This is a genomic window from Flavobacterium sp. RHBU_3 (assembly GCF_046613565.1).
Lineage (GTDB): Bacteria > Bacteroidota > Bacteroidia > Flavobacteriales > Flavobacteriaceae > Flavobacterium.
In genome coordinates, this window is record NZ_JBKJHC010000003.1 from 311,034 (window position 1) to 328,965 (window position 17,932).

19 protein-coding genes are annotated in these 17,932 nt (G+C 41.1%); 13 read left to right on the forward strand and 6 right to left on the reverse strand.

The genetic code is table 11. From position 1 onward, the window contains the following. The first annotated feature begins 141 nt into the window (after positions 1-141). The 4 genes from ACLI1A_RS05680 (at position 142) to ACLI1A_RS05695 (ending at position 6,245) form a co-directional block, all read left to right on the forward strand. Complete coding sequence (locus tag ACLI1A_RS05680) at positions 142-3,267, forward strand: hypothetical protein (RefSeq protein ID WP_411407000.1); 3,126 nt, start codon at positions 142-144, stop codon at positions 3,265-3,267. A 121-nt stretch (positions 3,268-3,388) separates the two neighbouring features. Next, positions 3,389-4,645, forward strand: coding sequence for a glycoside hydrolase family 5 protein (locus ACLI1A_RS05685; RefSeq protein WP_411407002.1), 1,257 nt, complete (start codon positions 3,389-3,391; stop codon positions 4,643-4,645). A 79-nt stretch (positions 4,646-4,724) separates the two neighbouring features. Beyond that, positions 4,725-5,594, forward strand: coding sequence for a GIY-YIG nuclease family protein (locus tag ACLI1A_RS05690; protein ID WP_411407004.1), 870 nt, complete (start codon positions 4,725-4,727; stop codon positions 5,592-5,594). A 3-nt stretch (positions 5,595-5,597) separates the two neighbouring features. Further along, entirely contained in the window at positions 5,598-6,245 is a 648-nt protein-coding gene (locus ACLI1A_RS05695; protein WP_411407006.1) for an HAD family hydrolase, read from the forward strand. Here the strand turns inward: ACLI1A_RS05695 and ACLI1A_RS05700 are convergent. Next, the gene (locus ACLI1A_RS05700; protein WP_411407008.1) at positions 6,235-6,843 is read right to left on the reverse strand and encodes a transglycosylase domain-containing protein; all 609 of its coding nucleotides are present in this window, start codon (positions 6,841-6,843) and stop codon (positions 6,235-6,237) included. The two genes, ACLI1A_RS05695 and ACLI1A_RS05700, sit on opposite strands and share 11 nt — an antisense overlap. Before the next feature lies 1 nt (position 6,844). Continuing rightward, positions 6,845-7,273: a hypothetical protein gene (locus ACLI1A_RS05705; protein ID WP_411407010.1), complete on the reverse strand. Its 429-nt coding sequence runs from the start codon at positions 7,271-7,273 to the stop codon at positions 6,845-6,847. Between the two features lie 130 nt (positions 7,274-7,403). Here ACLI1A_RS05705 and ACLI1A_RS05710 point away from each other — a divergent pair, with 130 nt between their 5' ends. Both ACLI1A_RS05710 and ACLI1A_RS05715 read left to right on the forward strand, forming a co-directional pair. Next, on the forward strand, positions 7,404-7,610 hold the full coding sequence (locus ACLI1A_RS05710) for a hypothetical protein (RefSeq protein WP_411407012.1): 207 nt from the start codon (positions 7,404-7,406) through the stop codon (positions 7,608-7,610). Then, positions 7,610-7,915 (forward strand): type II toxin-antitoxin system RelE/ParE family toxin, encoded by a 306-nt coding sequence (locus ACLI1A_RS05715; protein WP_411407014.1) that lies wholly within the window; start codon positions 7,610-7,612, stop codon positions 7,913-7,915. The genes ACLI1A_RS05710 and ACLI1A_RS05715 overlap by 1 nt, the downstream gene beginning before the upstream one ends. 10 nt (positions 7,916-7,925) lie before the next feature. Here ACLI1A_RS05715 and ACLI1A_RS05720 read toward each other — a convergent pair whose 3' ends face one another. After that, positions 7,926-8,534 (reverse strand): hypothetical protein, encoded by a 609-nt coding sequence (locus ACLI1A_RS05720; RefSeq protein ID WP_411407016.1) that lies wholly within the window; start codon positions 8,532-8,534, stop codon positions 7,926-7,928. A 74-nt stretch (positions 8,535-8,608) separates the two neighbouring features. On the opposite strand from ACLI1A_RS05720, the gene ACLI1A_RS05725 reads away from it, so the two are divergent. Beyond that, positions 8,609-9,211, forward strand: a complete 603-nt coding sequence (locus ACLI1A_RS05725; protein ID WP_411407018.1) for an IMPACT family protein — start codon at positions 8,609-8,611, stop codon at positions 9,209-9,211. A gap of 82 nt (positions 9,212-9,293) precedes the next feature. On the opposite strand, the gene ACLI1A_RS05730 is transcribed toward ACLI1A_RS05725, so the two are convergent. Next, on the reverse strand, positions 9,294-9,692 hold the full coding sequence (locus ACLI1A_RS05730; protein WP_411407020.1) for an acyl-CoA thioesterase: 399 nt from the start codon (positions 9,690-9,692) through the stop codon (positions 9,294-9,296). Positions 9,693-9,880: 188 nt separating this feature from the next. Between ACLI1A_RS05730 and dnaA the strand changes: the two genes are divergently transcribed. From dnaA to ACLI1A_RS05760, 6 genes are all read left to right on the forward strand, one after another. Beyond that, a complete protein-coding gene (gene dnaA, locus ACLI1A_RS05735; RefSeq protein WP_411407022.1) occupies positions 9,881-11,308 on the forward strand; it encodes a chromosomal replication initiator protein DnaA in 1,428 nt (475 codons plus the stop codon). Next, positions 11,308-11,772: a low molecular weight protein-tyrosine-phosphatase gene (locus ACLI1A_RS05740; protein ID WP_411407024.1), complete on the forward strand. Its 465-nt coding sequence runs from the start codon at positions 11,308-11,310 to the stop codon at positions 11,770-11,772. Before dnaA ends, ACLI1A_RS05740 begins: the two co-directional genes overlap by 1 nt. Beyond that, positions 11,772-12,485: an SAM-dependent methyltransferase gene (locus ACLI1A_RS05745; protein ID WP_411407026.1), complete on the forward strand. Its 714-nt coding sequence runs from the start codon at positions 11,772-11,774 to the stop codon at positions 12,483-12,485. The genes ACLI1A_RS05740 and ACLI1A_RS05745 overlap by 1 nt, the downstream gene beginning before the upstream one ends. Positions 12,486-12,581: 96 nt before the next feature. After that, the gene (locus ACLI1A_RS05750) at positions 12,582-14,102 is read left to right on the forward strand and encodes a SulP family inorganic anion transporter (RefSeq protein WP_411407028.1); all 1,521 of its coding nucleotides are present in this window, start codon (positions 12,582-12,584) and stop codon (positions 14,100-14,102) included. Between the two features lie 50 nt (positions 14,103-14,152). Then, a complete protein-coding gene (nhaA, locus tag ACLI1A_RS05755) occupies positions 14,153-15,325 on the forward strand; it encodes a Na+/H+ antiporter NhaA (RefSeq protein WP_411407030.1) in 1,173 nt (390 codons plus the stop codon). Between the two features lie 219 nt (positions 15,326-15,544). Further along, on the forward strand, positions 15,545-15,949 hold the full coding sequence (locus tag ACLI1A_RS05760; RefSeq protein WP_411407032.1) for a hypothetical protein: 405 nt from the start codon (positions 15,545-15,547) through the stop codon (positions 15,947-15,949). Here ACLI1A_RS05760 and ACLI1A_RS05765 read toward each other — a convergent pair. Then, the gene (locus ACLI1A_RS05765) at positions 15,946-16,596 is read right to left on the reverse strand and encodes a peptidoglycan-binding protein LysM (RefSeq protein ID WP_411407034.1); all 651 of its coding nucleotides are present in this window, start codon (positions 16,594-16,596) and stop codon (positions 15,946-15,948) included. The genes ACLI1A_RS05760 and ACLI1A_RS05765 overlap by 4 nt on opposite strands. A 294-nt stretch (positions 16,597-16,890) precedes the next feature. After that, the gene (gene mltG, locus ACLI1A_RS05770; RefSeq protein WP_411407036.1) at positions 16,891-17,931 is read right to left on the reverse strand and encodes an endolytic transglycosylase MltG; all 1,041 of its coding nucleotides are present in this window, start codon (positions 17,929-17,931) and stop codon (positions 16,891-16,893) included. Between the last annotated feature and the right edge of the window lies 1 nt (position 17,932).

Here is a 17,932-nt window from a genome sequence, read left to right on the forward strand (position 1 = left end):
GGTTGTAACTTAGTAAAGTAATGATTTAAGATTATGATGTTCTTTTACAGCCACCGCAGTTGTAGGAAGCCCATTTTACTGATCGGTTTCTTACTTTTAAGTGTATTAGCACACGCTCAAACCAAAGTTTATGCTACTACAGTGAACTCTCAAGCCAACGTTAGCAGCGCCACAAACGCTACTGACCAAAACCTCACCACCGCCGCAAGGCTCACTACTCAAAATTTAGCAATTTCATTTGAAGGATCTATTGAATTAAAGTACTCTTCAGCCGCTTCGGCAAACACCCCCACTTACGTTAAAATCAACATGGAAGACAGCGGCCAGCTACAGGCACTGGTAGGTGGTGCCGTGGGTAGCCTGCTTAATTCAGCATTAGGCATAGTATTTGGCCAGCAGTATTTAGAAGTATCTGTAAGGAATGATGCTACAACAGTACTGGCTGTATCAAGTAATTTTGACCAACAACGGCTACGTATAGTACGCGACAGTGCAGGCAATTATTATATAGTTATAACCCCAAATGCTAACTATAACATTATTAAAATAACTAACAAACTAAATGGTCTTGCCGGTAGCCGCTGGCTCGATGTTTATGACGCTTTTTATGTAAGTGGTACCGCCAGTTGTGCTATAGGCAACTACACCTCTTATACCGCTACAGGTTTAGTATCACTTGGTACAGCAGGTGTGTTTAACTCCTGGTATGCCATAGACGCCGATGCTACGAACTACAGTACTATAAGTCTTGGTCAGCTTGGTGCAGGCACATCTATGTCGCAAATTGTATATTTTGAAGGACCTTCATCGGCTTCAGATTATTATTTCGTGAAGTTCGGGATGAATAGTGCACTCCTCAGCTTAGGAATTTTGGCAAATACGCAAATTGTTGCATACAATGGGGCTACGGAAGTATACAATAAATACCTGAATGATGCTTCTTTTGCTTCGCTAAACTTAAGCACATCCATTACAAACGGACAAATAATATCACTCCCTATACAACCGGGCGCCGCTGTAGACCGAATTGTAATAACCACATACGGTTTGGCCAGTTTAGGCGCACTTATACAAGCCATAGACCTGTATGGTGTAGTGAAAGGAAATTATACCGTAAGCATTTCGGGTGGTGGTAGCTACCAGGTGAGCCAAACGGTTACACTTGCAGCTTCTGTGAGTGGGTGCAATTCCCCGTATACCTACTCATGGAGCAGTGGGCTGGGTTCTGTAGCCTCAGTAACAGCCCCCTCGTCTACCCCCGGAACTTACAATTATACCGTAACTGTAACCGATAAATACGGAATACAAAAAACCGGTTCAGCATCGGTAACTATAGAACAACCTCCTGTAGCTGGAACCGTAAGCGGTGGAGGGCCGGTTTGCTACGGATATCTGTCAGGAGACCTTACCCTGAGCGGATATACGGGAAACATTGTGCGGTGGGATCGCAGTACCAGCCCTTCATTTGCTACGGTGAGCAATATAGCTAATACGACAGCTACACTTACAAGTGCAGAAATAGGAACATTAACACAAACTACCTATTTCAGAGCTGTAGTAAAACTAAACTCTTATGCCGAAGTATATGCTACAGCTACACTAACCATACATACAACATCCTGGAACGGCAATGCGTGGGTAGGCGGCAGTCCTACAAGCGATAGCCGCCTTTATATAAATGCTAACTATAGTGAGGCAGCTAACCTTAATGGTTGTGCACTTGAAGTAAACAATGGTGCAGTTGTATCTATCCCTTCAGAATACACTGTAACGCTGCAAAATGAACTAAAAGTAAACAGCGGCAGCTTTACTCTGCAAAGCAATGCCCATCTTGTACAGGTAAATAACGTGGCGAATACCGGTGAAATTACCGCAATAAGAAAAAGTTCGCAGCTTTTCAGACTCGATTATACACTGTGGTCATCACCGGTAACCGGTACACAAACATTGTATAATTTTTCTCCGGCAACAGCAAATGGGCGTTTTTATGAATATAAATATGATCTTGACGGCACTACCTATTCCGATTTATATTGGCCGGTAAACCAAAATACCACAACGTTCTCAGCCGCAAAATCCTTCTTGATAAGAATGCCAAATGTAGATAGCACACCAGGCTATAATGCCGGAACCACATCTATTATCTTTACCGCAAACTTTATCGGGGTACCAAATAATGGTACTATAACGAAAGCCCTTTCTATTCAGGGAAACAGGTTTACAGCCATAGGTAACCCCTACCCTTCGCCAATAAACGTGCAGGCATTTTTTGATGCAAATGGAAGTAAAATGGAAACAGACACCGGCTTGTATTTCTGGAGGAAGAAAAACAACCAGAATGCCACCAGCTATGCCATACTTACACGCGATGTTTTTATAAGCAATCCCGCTACAGGTGGTAATGCAGGAGAAGCACAATACGGAGGTGCAATATGGGATTCATATTTTAACAATGAAACAGACCCGGCAGACTGGGTTATAAATCCGGGGCAAGGCTTTTTCATAAAAACAGATGATGCCCTTTCATCGGCTAATGTTACCTTTACAAACAGTATGCGCCGTGGTAGCCACAATGCCCAGTTCTTTAAAAGTACAACCGATGAAATTTCAAAATACGGATTAGACCTTATAGGTCCAAGTAAAACCTTACGCCTAGCTGTGGTATACAGCCCTACAGCTAGTATGGGTATAGACGCCCATAGAGATGTTACCCGATTTGAAACAGGAGAAGGCAACTTCTTTACTATTGCAGAAGATAAAAGCCTTGCGGTACAGGCACGGCCAGATTTTACAATTACCGACATAGTTCCTATGGGCTACACTGCATCTGAAGCAGGCACCTATACATTACATGTAGCTTTTACAAATGGCGCTTTTGCCGAAGGTCAAAAAATATATGTGTATGATAAAATAGAAGGTGTTTTACGAAACCTTTCCGCAAACGATTACGTATTTACTACCGAAGCAGGAACATTTAATGACCGCTTTGAGGTTTTATATACCGAAAATGCCCTATCTGTGAGTGAAGTTATCCCAGAAAATAACGCACTTATAGTTTACAAATCAGGAAACAGCATAGGTATAAATGCAGGTAATATGAAGCTAAACCAGGTAGAAATATACGATGTTAACGGCCGCAAAATTATTGAAAGCCCCACAATCAATGGTTCTGCTTATACTATAGATGCCCAGGGAACAGCAAGCCAGGTGCTTATAGTAAAGTCGTATACAGATAAGGGAACTATTAGCAAGAAAATAGTTTTCTAAGCATCCAACAATGCAATATTAGTAGTCCCCTGTTTTAATTAACAGGGGATTTTTTATTGGCACACGCACCTTAAACGTAATAGTTGTATCTTTAGCCTTCCAAAACATAACATCTGTTCTAATGAAACAACTATTTCGTAAAGGCCTAATCCCGGCCTTAGCGCTGCTATTGGCATACACCTGCCCGGCGCAAACTAAATCCAAATCCTTTGGTAACAGTACTAAAGTACCGCACACCGGCGGCAAAGAAATCCTAACCCCCGACGGAAAACCCATTATGCTGAAAGGCACAAACCTGGGCAACTGGCTGGTACCCGAGGGCTACATGTTTAAAACCGGACAGGTAAGCGCCCCGGCAAAAATAGACGAGCTGCTTACTCAGCTCGTAGGCCCCGATAGCACCACTGCTTTTTGGCAAAAGTACCTGGACCGCTACATTACCCACGACGACATTAAGTACCTAAAACGCATAGGCTGTAACCACATCCGCCTGCCGTTTCATTACAAGCTGTTTACAAACGACTTGTATATGGGCACCCGCAATGCCGGTTTTACTTACATAGACCGCGTGGTAGAATGGTGCCGTGCCGAAAACATGTATGTATTGCTGGATATGCACTGCGCACCCGGCGGACAAACCGGCGATAATATAGACGACAGTGCAGGCTATCCGTGGTTGTACTTCAGCAAAACAAGTCAGGATGAAATGAGCGATATATGGGTACGCATAGCACAACACTATAAAAACGACCCTATAATTATAGGCTACGACCTTGCCAATGAGCCATTGGCACACTATTTCCTTAAGGAGATACCTGATTATAACCACCGCCTTTTTATGCTGTACAAAAGGCTGGTTGCCGATGTTCGTAAAGTAGACAAAAAGCATAGCATTTTTTTGAATGGCTCGGTTTGGGCAGGCGATTTCGGGGTATTTGAAAGCATACTGGATGATAATATAGTGTATGAGTTCCATAAGTATTGGTTTGATATTAACCAGGACGCCATAAAGAAGTATGTAGACTTCCGCGAAAAATACAACGTACCTATATACATAGGAGAAACCGGTGAAAATACCGATGAGTGGATAAAAGAATTTACCCCATTGCTAAACAAGAATAACATTCACTGGGCATATTGGCCATATAAAAAGATGGACAACACCCGCGGTATTATGAACTTCACCCAGCCGGAAGACTACCCGTTAATAACTAAATATGCCGAAGCCGACCGTGGCAGCTTTGAAAAAATACGCAATAACATGCCCGACCGCATTAAGATACAACAAGCCCTGAACGGTTTCCTGGAAAACTGCGAGTACAAAAACTGTTTCCAGAATAAGGGGTACATTGAAGGACTTGGATTAAAAGTAGAGTAACAAATTCAATACCTTAGATACAAACCGTGGCAGTAATGCTGCGGTTTTTTGTTTTATATTTGAACATAGTTTTTTCAAAATGACAAACAGACCACAAACAATACAAATATTTTTACCGGACGGAAATCCAGGAAGCATTAAAATTGCCGATCTCACAAACCGACTTATTGTTGCGACTCTAATTCCTCGAAATAAACTTAATGAATGCGGAGTAAGACCTGAAATACATAAATATGGTGTTTATTTCTTGTTTGGCATAAATGAAGACAAAGCTAAACCAATTGCTTACGTAGGAGAAACTGATGATTGTTTTATCAGGCTGAAAGATCATAATCGGAAAAAGGAATTCTGGAATTATGCAGTAGCGGTAACTTCTAAATCAGACATTTTCACTAAATCGCATGTAAAGTTCTTAGAATATATTAGTGTAAAAACGGCTAAAGAAATTGGGCGCTACGATCTCGAGAATCTTACTTCTCCTCCTAAAGAGCATATTTCAGAAAGTATGGAGGCCGATTTATTAGACAATTTTGAAACCATAAAAGTATTACTAACAACCTTAGGTTTTCCCATTTTTGATGAAATAAGAAGTAATTCATCATCATCCAAAGAAGTATTATTTTGTAAAGGCAAAGAAGCTATTGCTGAAGGTGAACTCTCCGATTCTGGTTTTGTGGTCTTTAAAGGTTCTAAAGCTAATGCAGAACTTACAAAAACAGCTGGTTCATGGATTGAAGGTATGAGAAAAAAACTGATTGACAGTAATGTAATCAACCTATCCGGAAACACTTATGTTTTCAATGAAGACTACGTTTTTGGATCTCCAAGTGCTGCCGCCGCAGCTGTTCTGGGTCGAAGAGCAAACGGCTGGACAGAGTGGAAAAACAGTGATGGAAAATCTATAGACGAAATTTACAGAGCTGAAACACTTTTAACTGACGAAAACTAAAAAATGCAAAAACTAAAAGCCGTAATATTCGACCTTGACGGTACCGTAGCCAATACATTGCCGCTTTGCATAACAGCATTCCGTAAGGCAATTGAGCCACATATAAACCGCAGCGTAAGCGATGAAGAGATCATAGCTACTTTTGGACCAAGTGAAGAAGGCACCATCATGGCACTTGCCCCTGATTATTACGAACAGGGCGTAGCCGATTATCTTACCCATTACACCGCCCTCCACAATATATGCGAAGCCCCGTTTGAGGGCATCATCCCGCTTTTGGAACAACTAAAACAAAAAGATATACGTACGGCAATGGTAACGGGTAAAGGACGTAAGAGCGCTTTGATTTCGTTAGAAAAGTTTGGGTTGCGTCCCTACTTTGAACTCCTGGAAACCGGCAAACCCGAAGGCTCCAGTAAGCCACAGGGAATTAAGGCAATTCTTAATCAGTGGGCCGACCTTGATAAAAGCGAAGTGATTTATGTAGGCGATGCCCCGAGCGACGTTACTGCCTGTCGCGAAGCGGGCATACCCATTGCAGGTGCCGCCTGGGCAGAAACCGCCGAACCTGAACAACTGGCCGCCATGCAGCCGGATGTGATGTTCAGCAGTGTCGAGGAATTTTCGAGGTGGTTATTGGCTAATGTTTAGTTGCTTGGATATACTTCTTGTTTAACGACTCAAACCTATCATGAAATCTCCTGTTGCTACCAAGCGGATTGTACAAACTAGGATAAGGATACATGGCTATTAAGCCTATCATTTCATCATCGCTAAGTGAATTGAGCGGCTTTTTATAATAAAATAATGCCGCCTGTTCTACACCTATACAGTTATGATAGAAATTCTTCCGTGCAAATAAAAATTGTACACACTCTTCTTTAGAGACATTTCTATTAAGAAAAAAAGCCATTGCAGCAATATTTTGCATATATCCCTTCCTGTGATCCATCGCCCACTCTGCTGAAGCATCGATATGGGGCTGGGAATAGTTATGCCCATTAGCCCAGTTTAAAAACCAGCTATAAACACTCCTATTCATTTGCTCTTGATTGACTTTACCGTAAATTTCGAGAAAACTTTCGGGCAATGCGGGTGCATTTTTTACCTGTGAAATTATCTCATCGCGCTCAACACTATTAGTAAAGGTATATACTCCAAAATTCAGCCATAAAAAAAGCCCTGCAATAAGCAAACCTATAAAGGCAAGGCTGTATCGCAGGGTTTTCTTTAGTATTTTAAGGTACATATTATTTAGCCTCGGCAGGTTTGGTTTTTACGGCAGCCACAAGGTTATTGTGGTCGTTAGTATAAAATACCACCTTACGGTTTTCAGGCAGGCCGACTATGCTGCTTTTTAATATATCGCAGCTTATTTTTTCTACAAGCGCCTTATCATCGGGTGCCACTACATAAATCCCTATTTCTGCAGGCTTATGGTTAAAGAAATACACATCAATTTTCTTGGTAGTATCTATTGCCGTAACTGCCTTTGTTACTTCGCCCAGCAGGGTTTTATCTTCTTCACTGTATTTAAAGTTGGCCGCCATGGTCTTGGCATCTATCACCTCAAAGCCACTCATACCTATGCCGCAGTACATTTCTTTAGGTTTTTCGGTTTGCCCGCATGAAGCTAATAGTAGTAGTGCTAACGCTGATGTTAGGATAGGTAATTTCATAATTGTTGTTTTCAGATTTTTTGTTTGAGTTTATTTGGAAAAACTAAGGTACAAAATTCATTATAGCTTTTAAACTGTATGAATACCAAAATTTGCATTTTATAGCTATCTTTGTATAAAACAGATGGCAATGGATTTGGCAGCAAGGAAATATCATTTAATAGAAGCGCTCTTACAGGTAGAAAGTGAGGTTGTTATGGATAAACTGGAACAGATACTAAAATCCGGAAAAAACACCCTGCCTTTTCACAAAGAGATACTAAACCAGAGACTTGATGATTACCAAAAAAATCCGGACGACCTGCTGGAGTGGGATGCTTTAAAGGATAACTGGTAATGGCATATAAAATAAAGCTATTGCCCGCTGCTTACAACGACCTTATAAATGCAGGCAAATGGTATAACACCCAGCGCGAGTTTTTGGGCGATGAATTTAAAACGGAAATAAATTCAGAAATTGAACGTCTTTCAAATAATCCAGAACATTATCAAATCTATTTTAAAGAACTGAGACAAACTGTTGTAAAACGTTTCCCTTACAGCATTTTCTTTATTACCGATGAAAACCTTAAGCAAGTAATTATTTTTGGTGTACTTCATAACAGCAGAAATCCCCGTGTTATATCAGGACGGGTAAAATAATTCTAGCCCTCTACTCCTTCCACACCCCAAAATTATTGCAGATTATTTCCAGTAATTCATGTACGGAAATCAGCTCATCTACACCAGGATAACGTTTCAGGTAAGAATCAGGGTTGCTGTAAACAATAATATTTTTTTTATCCATATCCCGTATTGAAATTTTAAATGATGTTCCATCTAAAAAACTTCCGCGTCTGATCCAATAAGTATAACTGTCACTACGTTCATCACACTCTATTGATTTCGGCTGGAATTTATATGCTATAGCATCTTCACTCGGTAAATAAAGAATATTTTGGACTAAAATTTTGTACCATGTTAACTCAATATCCTCTAACGCTTGCAATTCTCTTTTTGTAAAATGTTCTTTTACGTTTGCAGAAGGCACAGCACTGTAATACTCATAAAACTCCGCTCTCCAAAGATCTTTATTTACCTGATACATCCTGAAGACTTCAGTACCATTAGTTATAGAATAACGCTTATATATTCTAATTTCCAATTCATTAAGTGAATCAGGAATTCTAATGATTTTATTGATATGTACACATGAATGTTCATCTTGTGCTAACGCAAAGACAGAAAACAAGAGTAAAACAACATGGAGAAGTGTCTTCATAAAAATCAGTTGGCTTTACCACAATATTACACAATTTTTCGTTTACAAATACTTGCCCTACCTTTGCTCCCGGCATGGAAAAAGACACGTACAATACACTGGCCGCCCCCGGCGAAGAAACCCTTTTTAAAGAAAAAGGCAGCAAGTTCTTTGGCTATGCTTTTCCTGTACGCGATGAAGCCGAGGTAAAAACCATACTGGCCGATATTAAAAAACAACATCCGCAGGCGCGCCACTGGTGCTATGCGTTTCAGCTGGGTACCGAGCCGAACGTTTACTACCGCGCTAACGACGATGGCGAACCAAGCAATACTGCAGGCCAACCCATTTACGGACAAATACAAAGTTTTGGGGTAACTAACGTACTGGTGGTATCAGTGCGGTATTTTGGTGGAGTAAAGCTGGGCGTAGGCGGACTTATATCGGCATACCGCCTTTCAGCACAGCTGGCGCTCGAAGCCAGCGAAATTATAGAAAAAACCATAGACGTACACTACACCCTTAAATTTGGCTACCAGGACATGAACCGCGTAATGCGGGTAATTAAGGAAAAGAACCTGGAAGTGGTTTCGCAAAAAATGGAAATGGACTGCGAAATGGTAGTGGCTACACGCAAAAAAAATGCCCCGATGGTACTCGAGGCATTTGAAAGTCTTTATACGATTTCTATCAAATAGTTTCAGGTTTAAAGTTTCAGGTTTTTGACCGTTCTGTATGTTCAAACAACTTTAAAAAAAACTTTAAACCTGAAACCTTAAACTAAAAAACGAGCTTTTCTCTTACATATTCTGGTGGGCTTGTGGGGCGCTTGGTTTTCATGTCTACAAATACTAACATTGAGTAGCCAGTTGTTAATAACTCATTGTTTTCATTGTATATTTCGTAGTCAAATTCTATCTTAACTCCTTCCTGTTTTTTTAGTATGGTACGCACCCTTAAAAGATCGTCATAAAGGGCTGGTTTTTTGTAGTTCATTGTTAACGACACCACAGGCAGCATTACCCCTGCCTCTTCCATAGACTTATAGCTAACCCCAAGATTACGAAGCCATTCCACACGCCCCATTTCAAAATATTGCGCATAATTACCATGATAAACCACTCCCATCTGGTCGGTTTCAGCGTATCTTACCCGTACAGTAAATTCGTGAAATTTCATATTTTTTTAATGTTAATTTTTATCTAAATTTTCGTTACAGATGCTTACAATTTTTTTTTATTAAAATCAATATGCCTAAAGTTTTTTTTTGAGGAATTTTGTGTTCATATTTGTTCTCCCGAAAAGGAATGAACCTGTGCATTCCGCATTAGTAAAAGCAACAATTATAAACACCTAAAATTCAGGATATGACAAAAACTGCGCAATCGGTATGGGACAACTGTCTGTCGTTCATAAAGGACAATATTCAGGAGCAGGCATACAAAACCTGGTTCGAGCCGATAAGAGCAGTAGAACTTTCAGACAATGCACTGTACATACAGGTACCGAGCAAATTCTTTTATGAATGGCTGGAAGAACACTATGTAAAACTCCTGAAGGTAGCCCTTACTAAAGAACTGGGACAGGCCGCTAAGTTACTCTATAAAATTAAAATGGAAAACACTTACGGCAACAAACAACCCTTTACAGAACAGTTACCAAGTGCACATCGCGCCCCTGTAAAACCACAGGAGGTAGATGTACCTGTACAAAATAAAAATCCCGAGCTTAAAAACCCGTTTGTTATACCGGGAATACGCAACCTTAAAATAGAATCGCAACTGAACGCTAATTACAGTTTTGATAACTTTTTTGAGGGTGACTCTAACCGTCTTGCCCGTTCGGCAGGTATGGCTGTAGCTAACAAACCGGGAGGTACTTCATTTAACCCGCTGCTTATATTTGGCGGTGTAGGTTTGGGCAAAACCCACCTTGCACACGCTATAGGTATTGAGATAAAAGAGAAGTACCCTGAAAAAACCGTACTGTATATTTCGGCTGAAATATTCACCCAGCAATATATAGACTCGGTAAAGCGCAACACCCGTAATGACTTTATTCACTTCTATCAACTGATAGACGTACTTATTATAGACGACGTACAGTTCCTGTCTGGTAAAACCGGTACACAGGATGTGTTTTTCCACATCTTTAACCACCTGCACCAAAACGGCAAGCAGGTTATCCTTACCTCAGACAAGGCACCTGTAGACATGCAGGATATAGAACAGCGACTGCTTTCTCGCTTTAAGTGGGGGCTTTCAGCAGAGTTGCACCAGCCTGATTATGAAACTCGTATATCTATCCTGAACCACATTCTGTACCGCGACGGTGTAGAAATGCCTCAGGAAATTATAGAATATGTGGCCCGTAACATTAAGAGTAATGTGCGCGAACTTGAAGGCGCTATTATCTCACTTATAGCACAGTCGTCATTCAACCACCGCGAGGTAACCCTTGAGCTTGCCAAGATGGTAGTTGAAAAGTTTGTAAAGAACATAAAGCGCGAAATATCTATCGACTATATCCAAAAAGTAGTATCCGATTATTTCCAGCTTGATGTAGATACGCTGAAGTCTAAAACACGTAAGCGCCATGTGGTACAGGCAAGGCAGCTGGCCATGTTCTTTGCCAAAAAGTACACTAAGTCTTCACTGGCAAACATTGGATCACAAATAGGCGATCGCGACCACGCTACCGTGCTACATGCCTGCAAAACCGTAGATAACCTGGTTACTACCGATAAGCAGTTCCGTAAATTTGTAGACGACATCAACAAAAAACTTTCGGTTTAATGGCTGTAAAGATACTGATGGTTTGCCTGGGTAATATATGCCGTTCACCTCTGGCTGAGGGTATTATGCAAAGTAAGCTTCCATCGGATAAATTTATAGTAGACAGTGCCGGTACCGGCGGCTGGCATGCAGGCGAAGGCCCTGATAAGCGTTCGGTAAGCACAGCCAAAGGACGCGGACTGGACATTAGCAAACAAAGGGCACGAAAGCTTAAAAAATCTGACTTTGATACTTTTGACTATATATATGTAATGGATCGAAGCAACCTGAGTGATGTACTTCAACTTGCTCCCGCCATCCAAAAGCATAAAGTAAAAATGATTATGGACGAGCTTCATCCTGAACTGGGCGTAGAAGTACCCGACCCATACTATGGCGGCCCACAAGGCTTTGAAGATGTATACGACATGCTCGACGAAGCTTGTACTGTTGCCGCTACAAAAATTCTTAAAAACCATAAGTAATGCCTACCGGTAAGCTGTATTTACTACCCGTTCCTCTTGGTGAAGATGCCGACCCAAAAAATGTACTACCCGAAACGGTAGCACGCTCTATTGAGTTCATAGACCACTATATAGTTGAGAACGAAAAAACAGCACGCCGCTTTATAAAGGCAATACTCCCTACCAAAAAACAGCCCGACCTGAAGCTTTCGTTACTTAATAAACGTACCGAAACATCTGAACACGCAGGATTTTTACAACCCTGCATGGAAGGTAAAAACGTAGGGTTAATGAGTGAAGCCGGTTGCCCAGGTGTAGCCGACCCCGGTGCAGCTGTTGTAAAGCTGGCACACGAAAAAGGAATACAGGTAGTGCCGCTTGTAGGCCCCTCTTCTATCCTGCTGGCTATGATGGGCAGTGGCATGAACGGACAAAGCTTTGCCTTTAACGGTTACCTTCCTATAGATAAAGGCGAAAAGAAAAACGCCCTGAAGTATTTTGAGAAAACATCGCAGGAGCGCGGACAGTCGCAACTGTTTATAGAAACACCGTACCGCAACAACAAGCTGATGGAAGATCTTTTAGCTATGCTACAACCTAACACCCACCTGTGCGTAGCTGCTGATATTACTCTTGATACGGAATACATTAAGACCAAAACCGTAGCCCAGTGGAAAAAAGAAAAGCCTGATTTACACAACAGGCCGGCTATTTTTATTGTGCATAGGTTTTAAAAGAGCATTTCTGTTTTTAGAGGATAGATTTAGATTAGGCTTTACTCCTATCCATTAAACTTTGCTACTTAGCAACTTTGCCACTATCTTCGTAAAATGAAATTCTTCGATTTTTCCCAAAAGATAAACTATAAAAATGAGATACTGGCGGGGCTTACCGTAGCCATGACCATGATACCCGAGTCGCTTTCCTTTGCCATACTGGCAGGGTTCCCTCCGCTTACAGGCTTGTATGCCGCCTTTATTATGGGGCTTATTACCGCTATACTAGGCGGACGCCCGGGGTTGGTTTCCGGTGGTGCAGGCGCTACTGTTGTAGTACTTATAGCTTTAATGAAATCGCATGGGCTGGAATACGTTTTTGGTGCCGTAGCATTGGCCGGGGTAATACAAATACTTGTTGGCGTGTTTAAACTGGGAAAATTCATCCGCCTGGTACCACAGCCCGTTATGTACGGTTTTGTAAACGGCCTCGCGGTAATCATCTTCATGTCGCAGCTGGAACAGTTTAAGACCGTAATAAACGGAGAAACCACATGGCTTGCCGGCACAGCACTGTATACCATGCTGGGTCTTGTAGCCTTAACAATAGCAGTCGTTATTGGCTTCCCTAAGATAACTAAAGCTGTACCTGCATCATTAGTAGCTATAATAGTAGTATTTGCAGTGGTACTTATTTTCGGTATAGAAACAAGAACTGTAGAAGACATAGCCTCAGTAAAAGGCGGTTTCCCTCCTTTTCATATTCCGGATATCCCTTTTAACCTTGAAGCTCTAAAAGTTATTTTCCCATACTCACTGGTTATGGCTGCAGTAGGCCTTACCGAAGGCCTTTTAACTCTTAACCTTGTAGACGAAATTACCGGTACGCGCGGCAACAGCAACCGCGAATGCCTGGCACAGGGAACCGCAAATATAGCCAATGGATTTTTTAACGGTATGGGTGGGTGCCCCATGATTGCTCAAACCATGGTAAACCTTAATGCAGGATCTCGTGCAAGACTGGCAGGGATTATAGGGGCATTAACAATATTAGTAATTATACTTTTTGGCGCACCGATAATTGGCAAACTGCCTATGGCGGCGCTTACCGGGGTAATGATGATGGTAGCCATAGGAACCTTTGAATGGGCAAGCTTCAGGATTATTACCAAAATGCCCAAATCAGATATTATAACCGGCATACTTGTGGCTGCTGTTACCATATTTTTACACAACCTGGCACTGGCAGTACTTATTGGTGTAATCATCAGTGCACTGGTATTTGCATGGGAAAGCGCCAAACACATAAGGGCAAAGAAACAAATAGGCACTGATGGAACTACGCACTACCAAATATATGGACCGTTATTCTTCGGCTCAATAACCGCCTTTAACGACCTGTTTGATATCAACAACGACTCTAACGAAATAATCATAGATTTCAGGGAAAGCCGCGTTGCAGATATGTCGGCCATAGAAGCACTGAGCAGCCTTACAAAAAAATACGCCGCGATAAACAAAACCGTGCGCCTGAAACACCTTAGCCCGGACTGTAAAGAACTGCTTTGTAATGCTTCCGGAATAATTGAAGTAAACATATCCGAAGACCCGGAATACAGGGTTATGAAACCATAAAGCTGTTAAAAAGCGTGCAAAAAGATTAGTAATGGGCTATATTTGTAAATATGGCAAAACTTATCAATCTACACGCATTTCGTAAATTTTTCGCATCCTCATCGGCTGGTGGTATACTACTGCTTATCAGCGTTGTAATATCATTAATTATAGCCAATACCGGTTTAGCCGATAATTTCCAAAAACTACTCGATTTTCAGATAGGGTTTGAAAGCCAAAACGTACACCTTAACTATTCTGTAAACTCTTGGATTAACGACGGCCTTATGGCTGTGTTTTTCCTGTTAGTAGGCCTCGAAATAAAGCGTGAAGTTGTTGAAGGCGAACTCTCTGAACTAAGTCAGGCGGCCTTACCGGTTTTAGCAGCACTGGGCGGCGCTATATTACCAGCCATTATATACGGTGTTATAAACCTCAACACCCCCGAAACTTCGGCCGGATGGGGCATTCCTATGGCTACTGATATTGCTTTTGCACTAGGCATCTTATCACTCTTAGGTAATAAAGTGCCTCATCAGCTTAAAATTTTCCTTGCCGCGCTTGCTATTGCCGATGATCTTATGGCCATACTGGTAATAGCTTTCTTTTACACAAAAGAATTACATACAGAATACCTGCTATATGCAGCAGGGGTATTTGCCCTACAACTGCTCTTTAATCAAATGAAGTTAAAAAGCATATGGCTATATATAATCCCGGGAGTGTTTATGTGGTATTTCATCCATCATTCAGGCATACATGCTACCATAGCCGGAGTATTAACTGCTTTTACCCTGCCAACTACCCCAGATGATACCGAATCGCCCTTAGAACGATTGGAGCACTTGCTTGGCAATCCTGTAAACTTTATCATTATGCCCATATTTGCATTGGCTAATACTAATATTACCTTTATGGAAGGTATGACAGGTGGGCTTGTAAATAACATGGGGTTAGGGATTATATTAGGACTTATGTTTGGCAAGCCTATTGGGATATTAGGAATTTCATGGGCTGCTGTAAAACTAAAACTGGCAAAATTACCCGAAGAAACCGGCTGGCTTCACCTTACCGGTGCAGGTATATTAGGAGGAATAGGTTTTACAATGAGTGTATTCATAGCGCTGTTATCTATAAACAATACCGAGCTGCAAAATGAGGCCAAAGCGGCTATACTTGTAGCTTCTGTAATATCAGGGTGTACTGGCTATTTCTTTCTATACCGTCTTAACAAAAGGGAATAGAGCACAAAAACATCGAAAAAACTATCACCTCCCCCCATTAAAAACCATGTTCAATTGTAACTGAAGACTATTTTTTAAATAAACTTCTCCCTAATATTGTCATTTCATTAAAATAAACACCCTTATTTTACAAAATCGTTTTTTATTCGTTAAGTGTTAAAAAACGTTAAAACCATTAAGGATTATTCCCTAAATTTGACGTATTCTTAAATCACTTACATGTTACCAGAGTTTTACATAGCAGGCATATTAGCCGTGCTACTGTTATTGTATCTGCTGTTTTCTCTGCTTAACAAAAGTCGGAAGCACACATCAAGAAAACAGGAAATTATAGAACAATTACAAAGCACAAGGGCTCAATCTTTAAAGCTACAAGAAAGGCTTAGCAACCATATATTGTCTAAGAATGCAGCATCTGACATTTTTCATGAAGGATACACATTTAAGGAATATCTTAAAACCCTCCAGAAGAATCATGTTCATAACTTATCAGACAAAAACATGGCCCGAATCAAGAATACAAATAATCGTATTATCCTGATGCAGGCCAAAGATATGATTTCCGGGCAACAGGCATTATTAGCTGAAGCCGAGGGAAAAATAAATGCTGTACTTAAAGATTAAAGTTGCACTTGTGGGCTGGGATGCGCTACAATACCTGAAGTATCATACCCGCCAAACTTTTTAATGTAACTGCGCAATGAAGTGCCAAAACCGTCGCGGTAACCATTTTTACCGTTGCTGTTAAGAAATAACTTTACAGAGTTTGCTCCCGCAAGGTGAGCTGCTGCCAGTATGCCCGATTCTGTAATGGTAATGCCTTTCATTACCTTACCCTCGTAGCGGTTAATTTCTTTACGGAGTTCCCATTTGTTTTTGCTCAGCAGCGCACGGAAAGCACGCTCCTGCAAGCCCGGGTTAGTAAGAAACCCTTTAGTGTTTGTAATACCTACCGAACGTAGGGCAGATTTGCCAAACTGGTACTTGCCCATGTAACCATAACGGTTTACCAGCGTGTACATGCCTTGGCTCTCTTTAATGGCTATTGCCTGTTTAAAGCCTACATACGATTTTCCTGTAGAGGGAAAATTAAAATTTACCTTAGCGGTTTCATCAATTGTAGGAACTGAGTAGTGAGTGATTTCGTCTTCGGCCAGGTGAAAACCTTCTATCCTTCCGAACTGTTTTTCTTCTTTGGTCTTAAAACCGGTACTTATAGTTACGATGAACAGTGCAAGTCCGGAAAAGTAGATCCATTGTCGTTTTATCATGCAGTATTATTTCTCATAATCTGTCACCTTATGAATTTCACAGGGGACAAATATACGAAAAAACCTAAGCCTGATAAACAGATAGTTATACACAAATTTTACTTTAACTTAACTTTAAGAGCCGAAAAAAAGGCCTAAAAACGTCGTAAACACCCTTAAACACAGGGACTCCCGTAACATTCAACGAAGCTTTTTCGGGATGAAGCATTGTAATGAAAAAGTGGTATTTTGTAATGAAAAAAATGCCCCTTGCTGGTATAACAAGGGGCATTTAATAAAATATTTTGTAGGATTTTACCTCTTTATACCCATCTTTTCAACCCAGGCAACATACTTTTGACGGTTCACCTCATGTTGTGCCGGAGTTACAGCAAACTCATGGTAACCGAAATTGGTTACACTGGCACAGAAGTAAATATAATTATGTTTTTCAGCGTTAAGTACAGCGTCTATAGCCGTAACATCGGGCATGGCTATTGGCCCTGGCGGAAGTCCGTTATTTTTATAGGTATTGTATGGAGAATCTATTACAAGATCTTTGTAAAGCACCCTTTTTATAACTTGGTTAAAATCGCCTGAACTTTTCTTTATAGCATAAATCACAGTAGGATCTGCCTCAAGTTTCATGCCCTTGGCTAGGCGGTTAAGGTACACACCTGCCACGCGTGGTCTTTCATCTGTTTTAACGGTTTCTTTATGCACTATAGAAGCCAATGCCGATACCTGTAGCGGTGTAAGCCCCAGTGCTTCGGCTTTAGCAGTACGCTCAGGATTCCAGAATTTACGGTATTCCTTAATCATTTTATCGCGTACCTTAGTGGCAGTGGTGTTCCAGTAAAACTCATAAGAGTTTGGTATAAATATACTCAGCACATTGTCTTCCGTTAAACCATTTTCATCAAGAAATGTTTTATCGGTAAAAGCTGTAAGTATGGCCAGGCTGTCCGGCTCCAGCTGGTGCGAAAGGCGGCCAGCCAGGTTTTGTATGGTTTCCTGATTATTGAAAGAAACTTTTACGGTTACGGGATTTCGCAGCGCTACAATAATATCGTTATTGCTCATCCCTTTGGTAATGATAAACTTGCCCGATTTTACATTCTGGTCGTATTTTTTAAGTCCGGCTACCCACTCAAAACTTTCCGGGTTTTCAGTTAGCGGGCTCATTACTTTTTTTACATCCTCAAAGGAGCTACCTGTAGGTAAAAATACAGCCATCTCTTTGTCTTCAAACTTTGTATTTGAAGCTAAAATCTTTTTATAAAAGATATAACATGCTATGGTTCCGCCCAGTATTACTACAAGCGAAAAAATCCCGATAATTTTTCTTGTTTTCAAA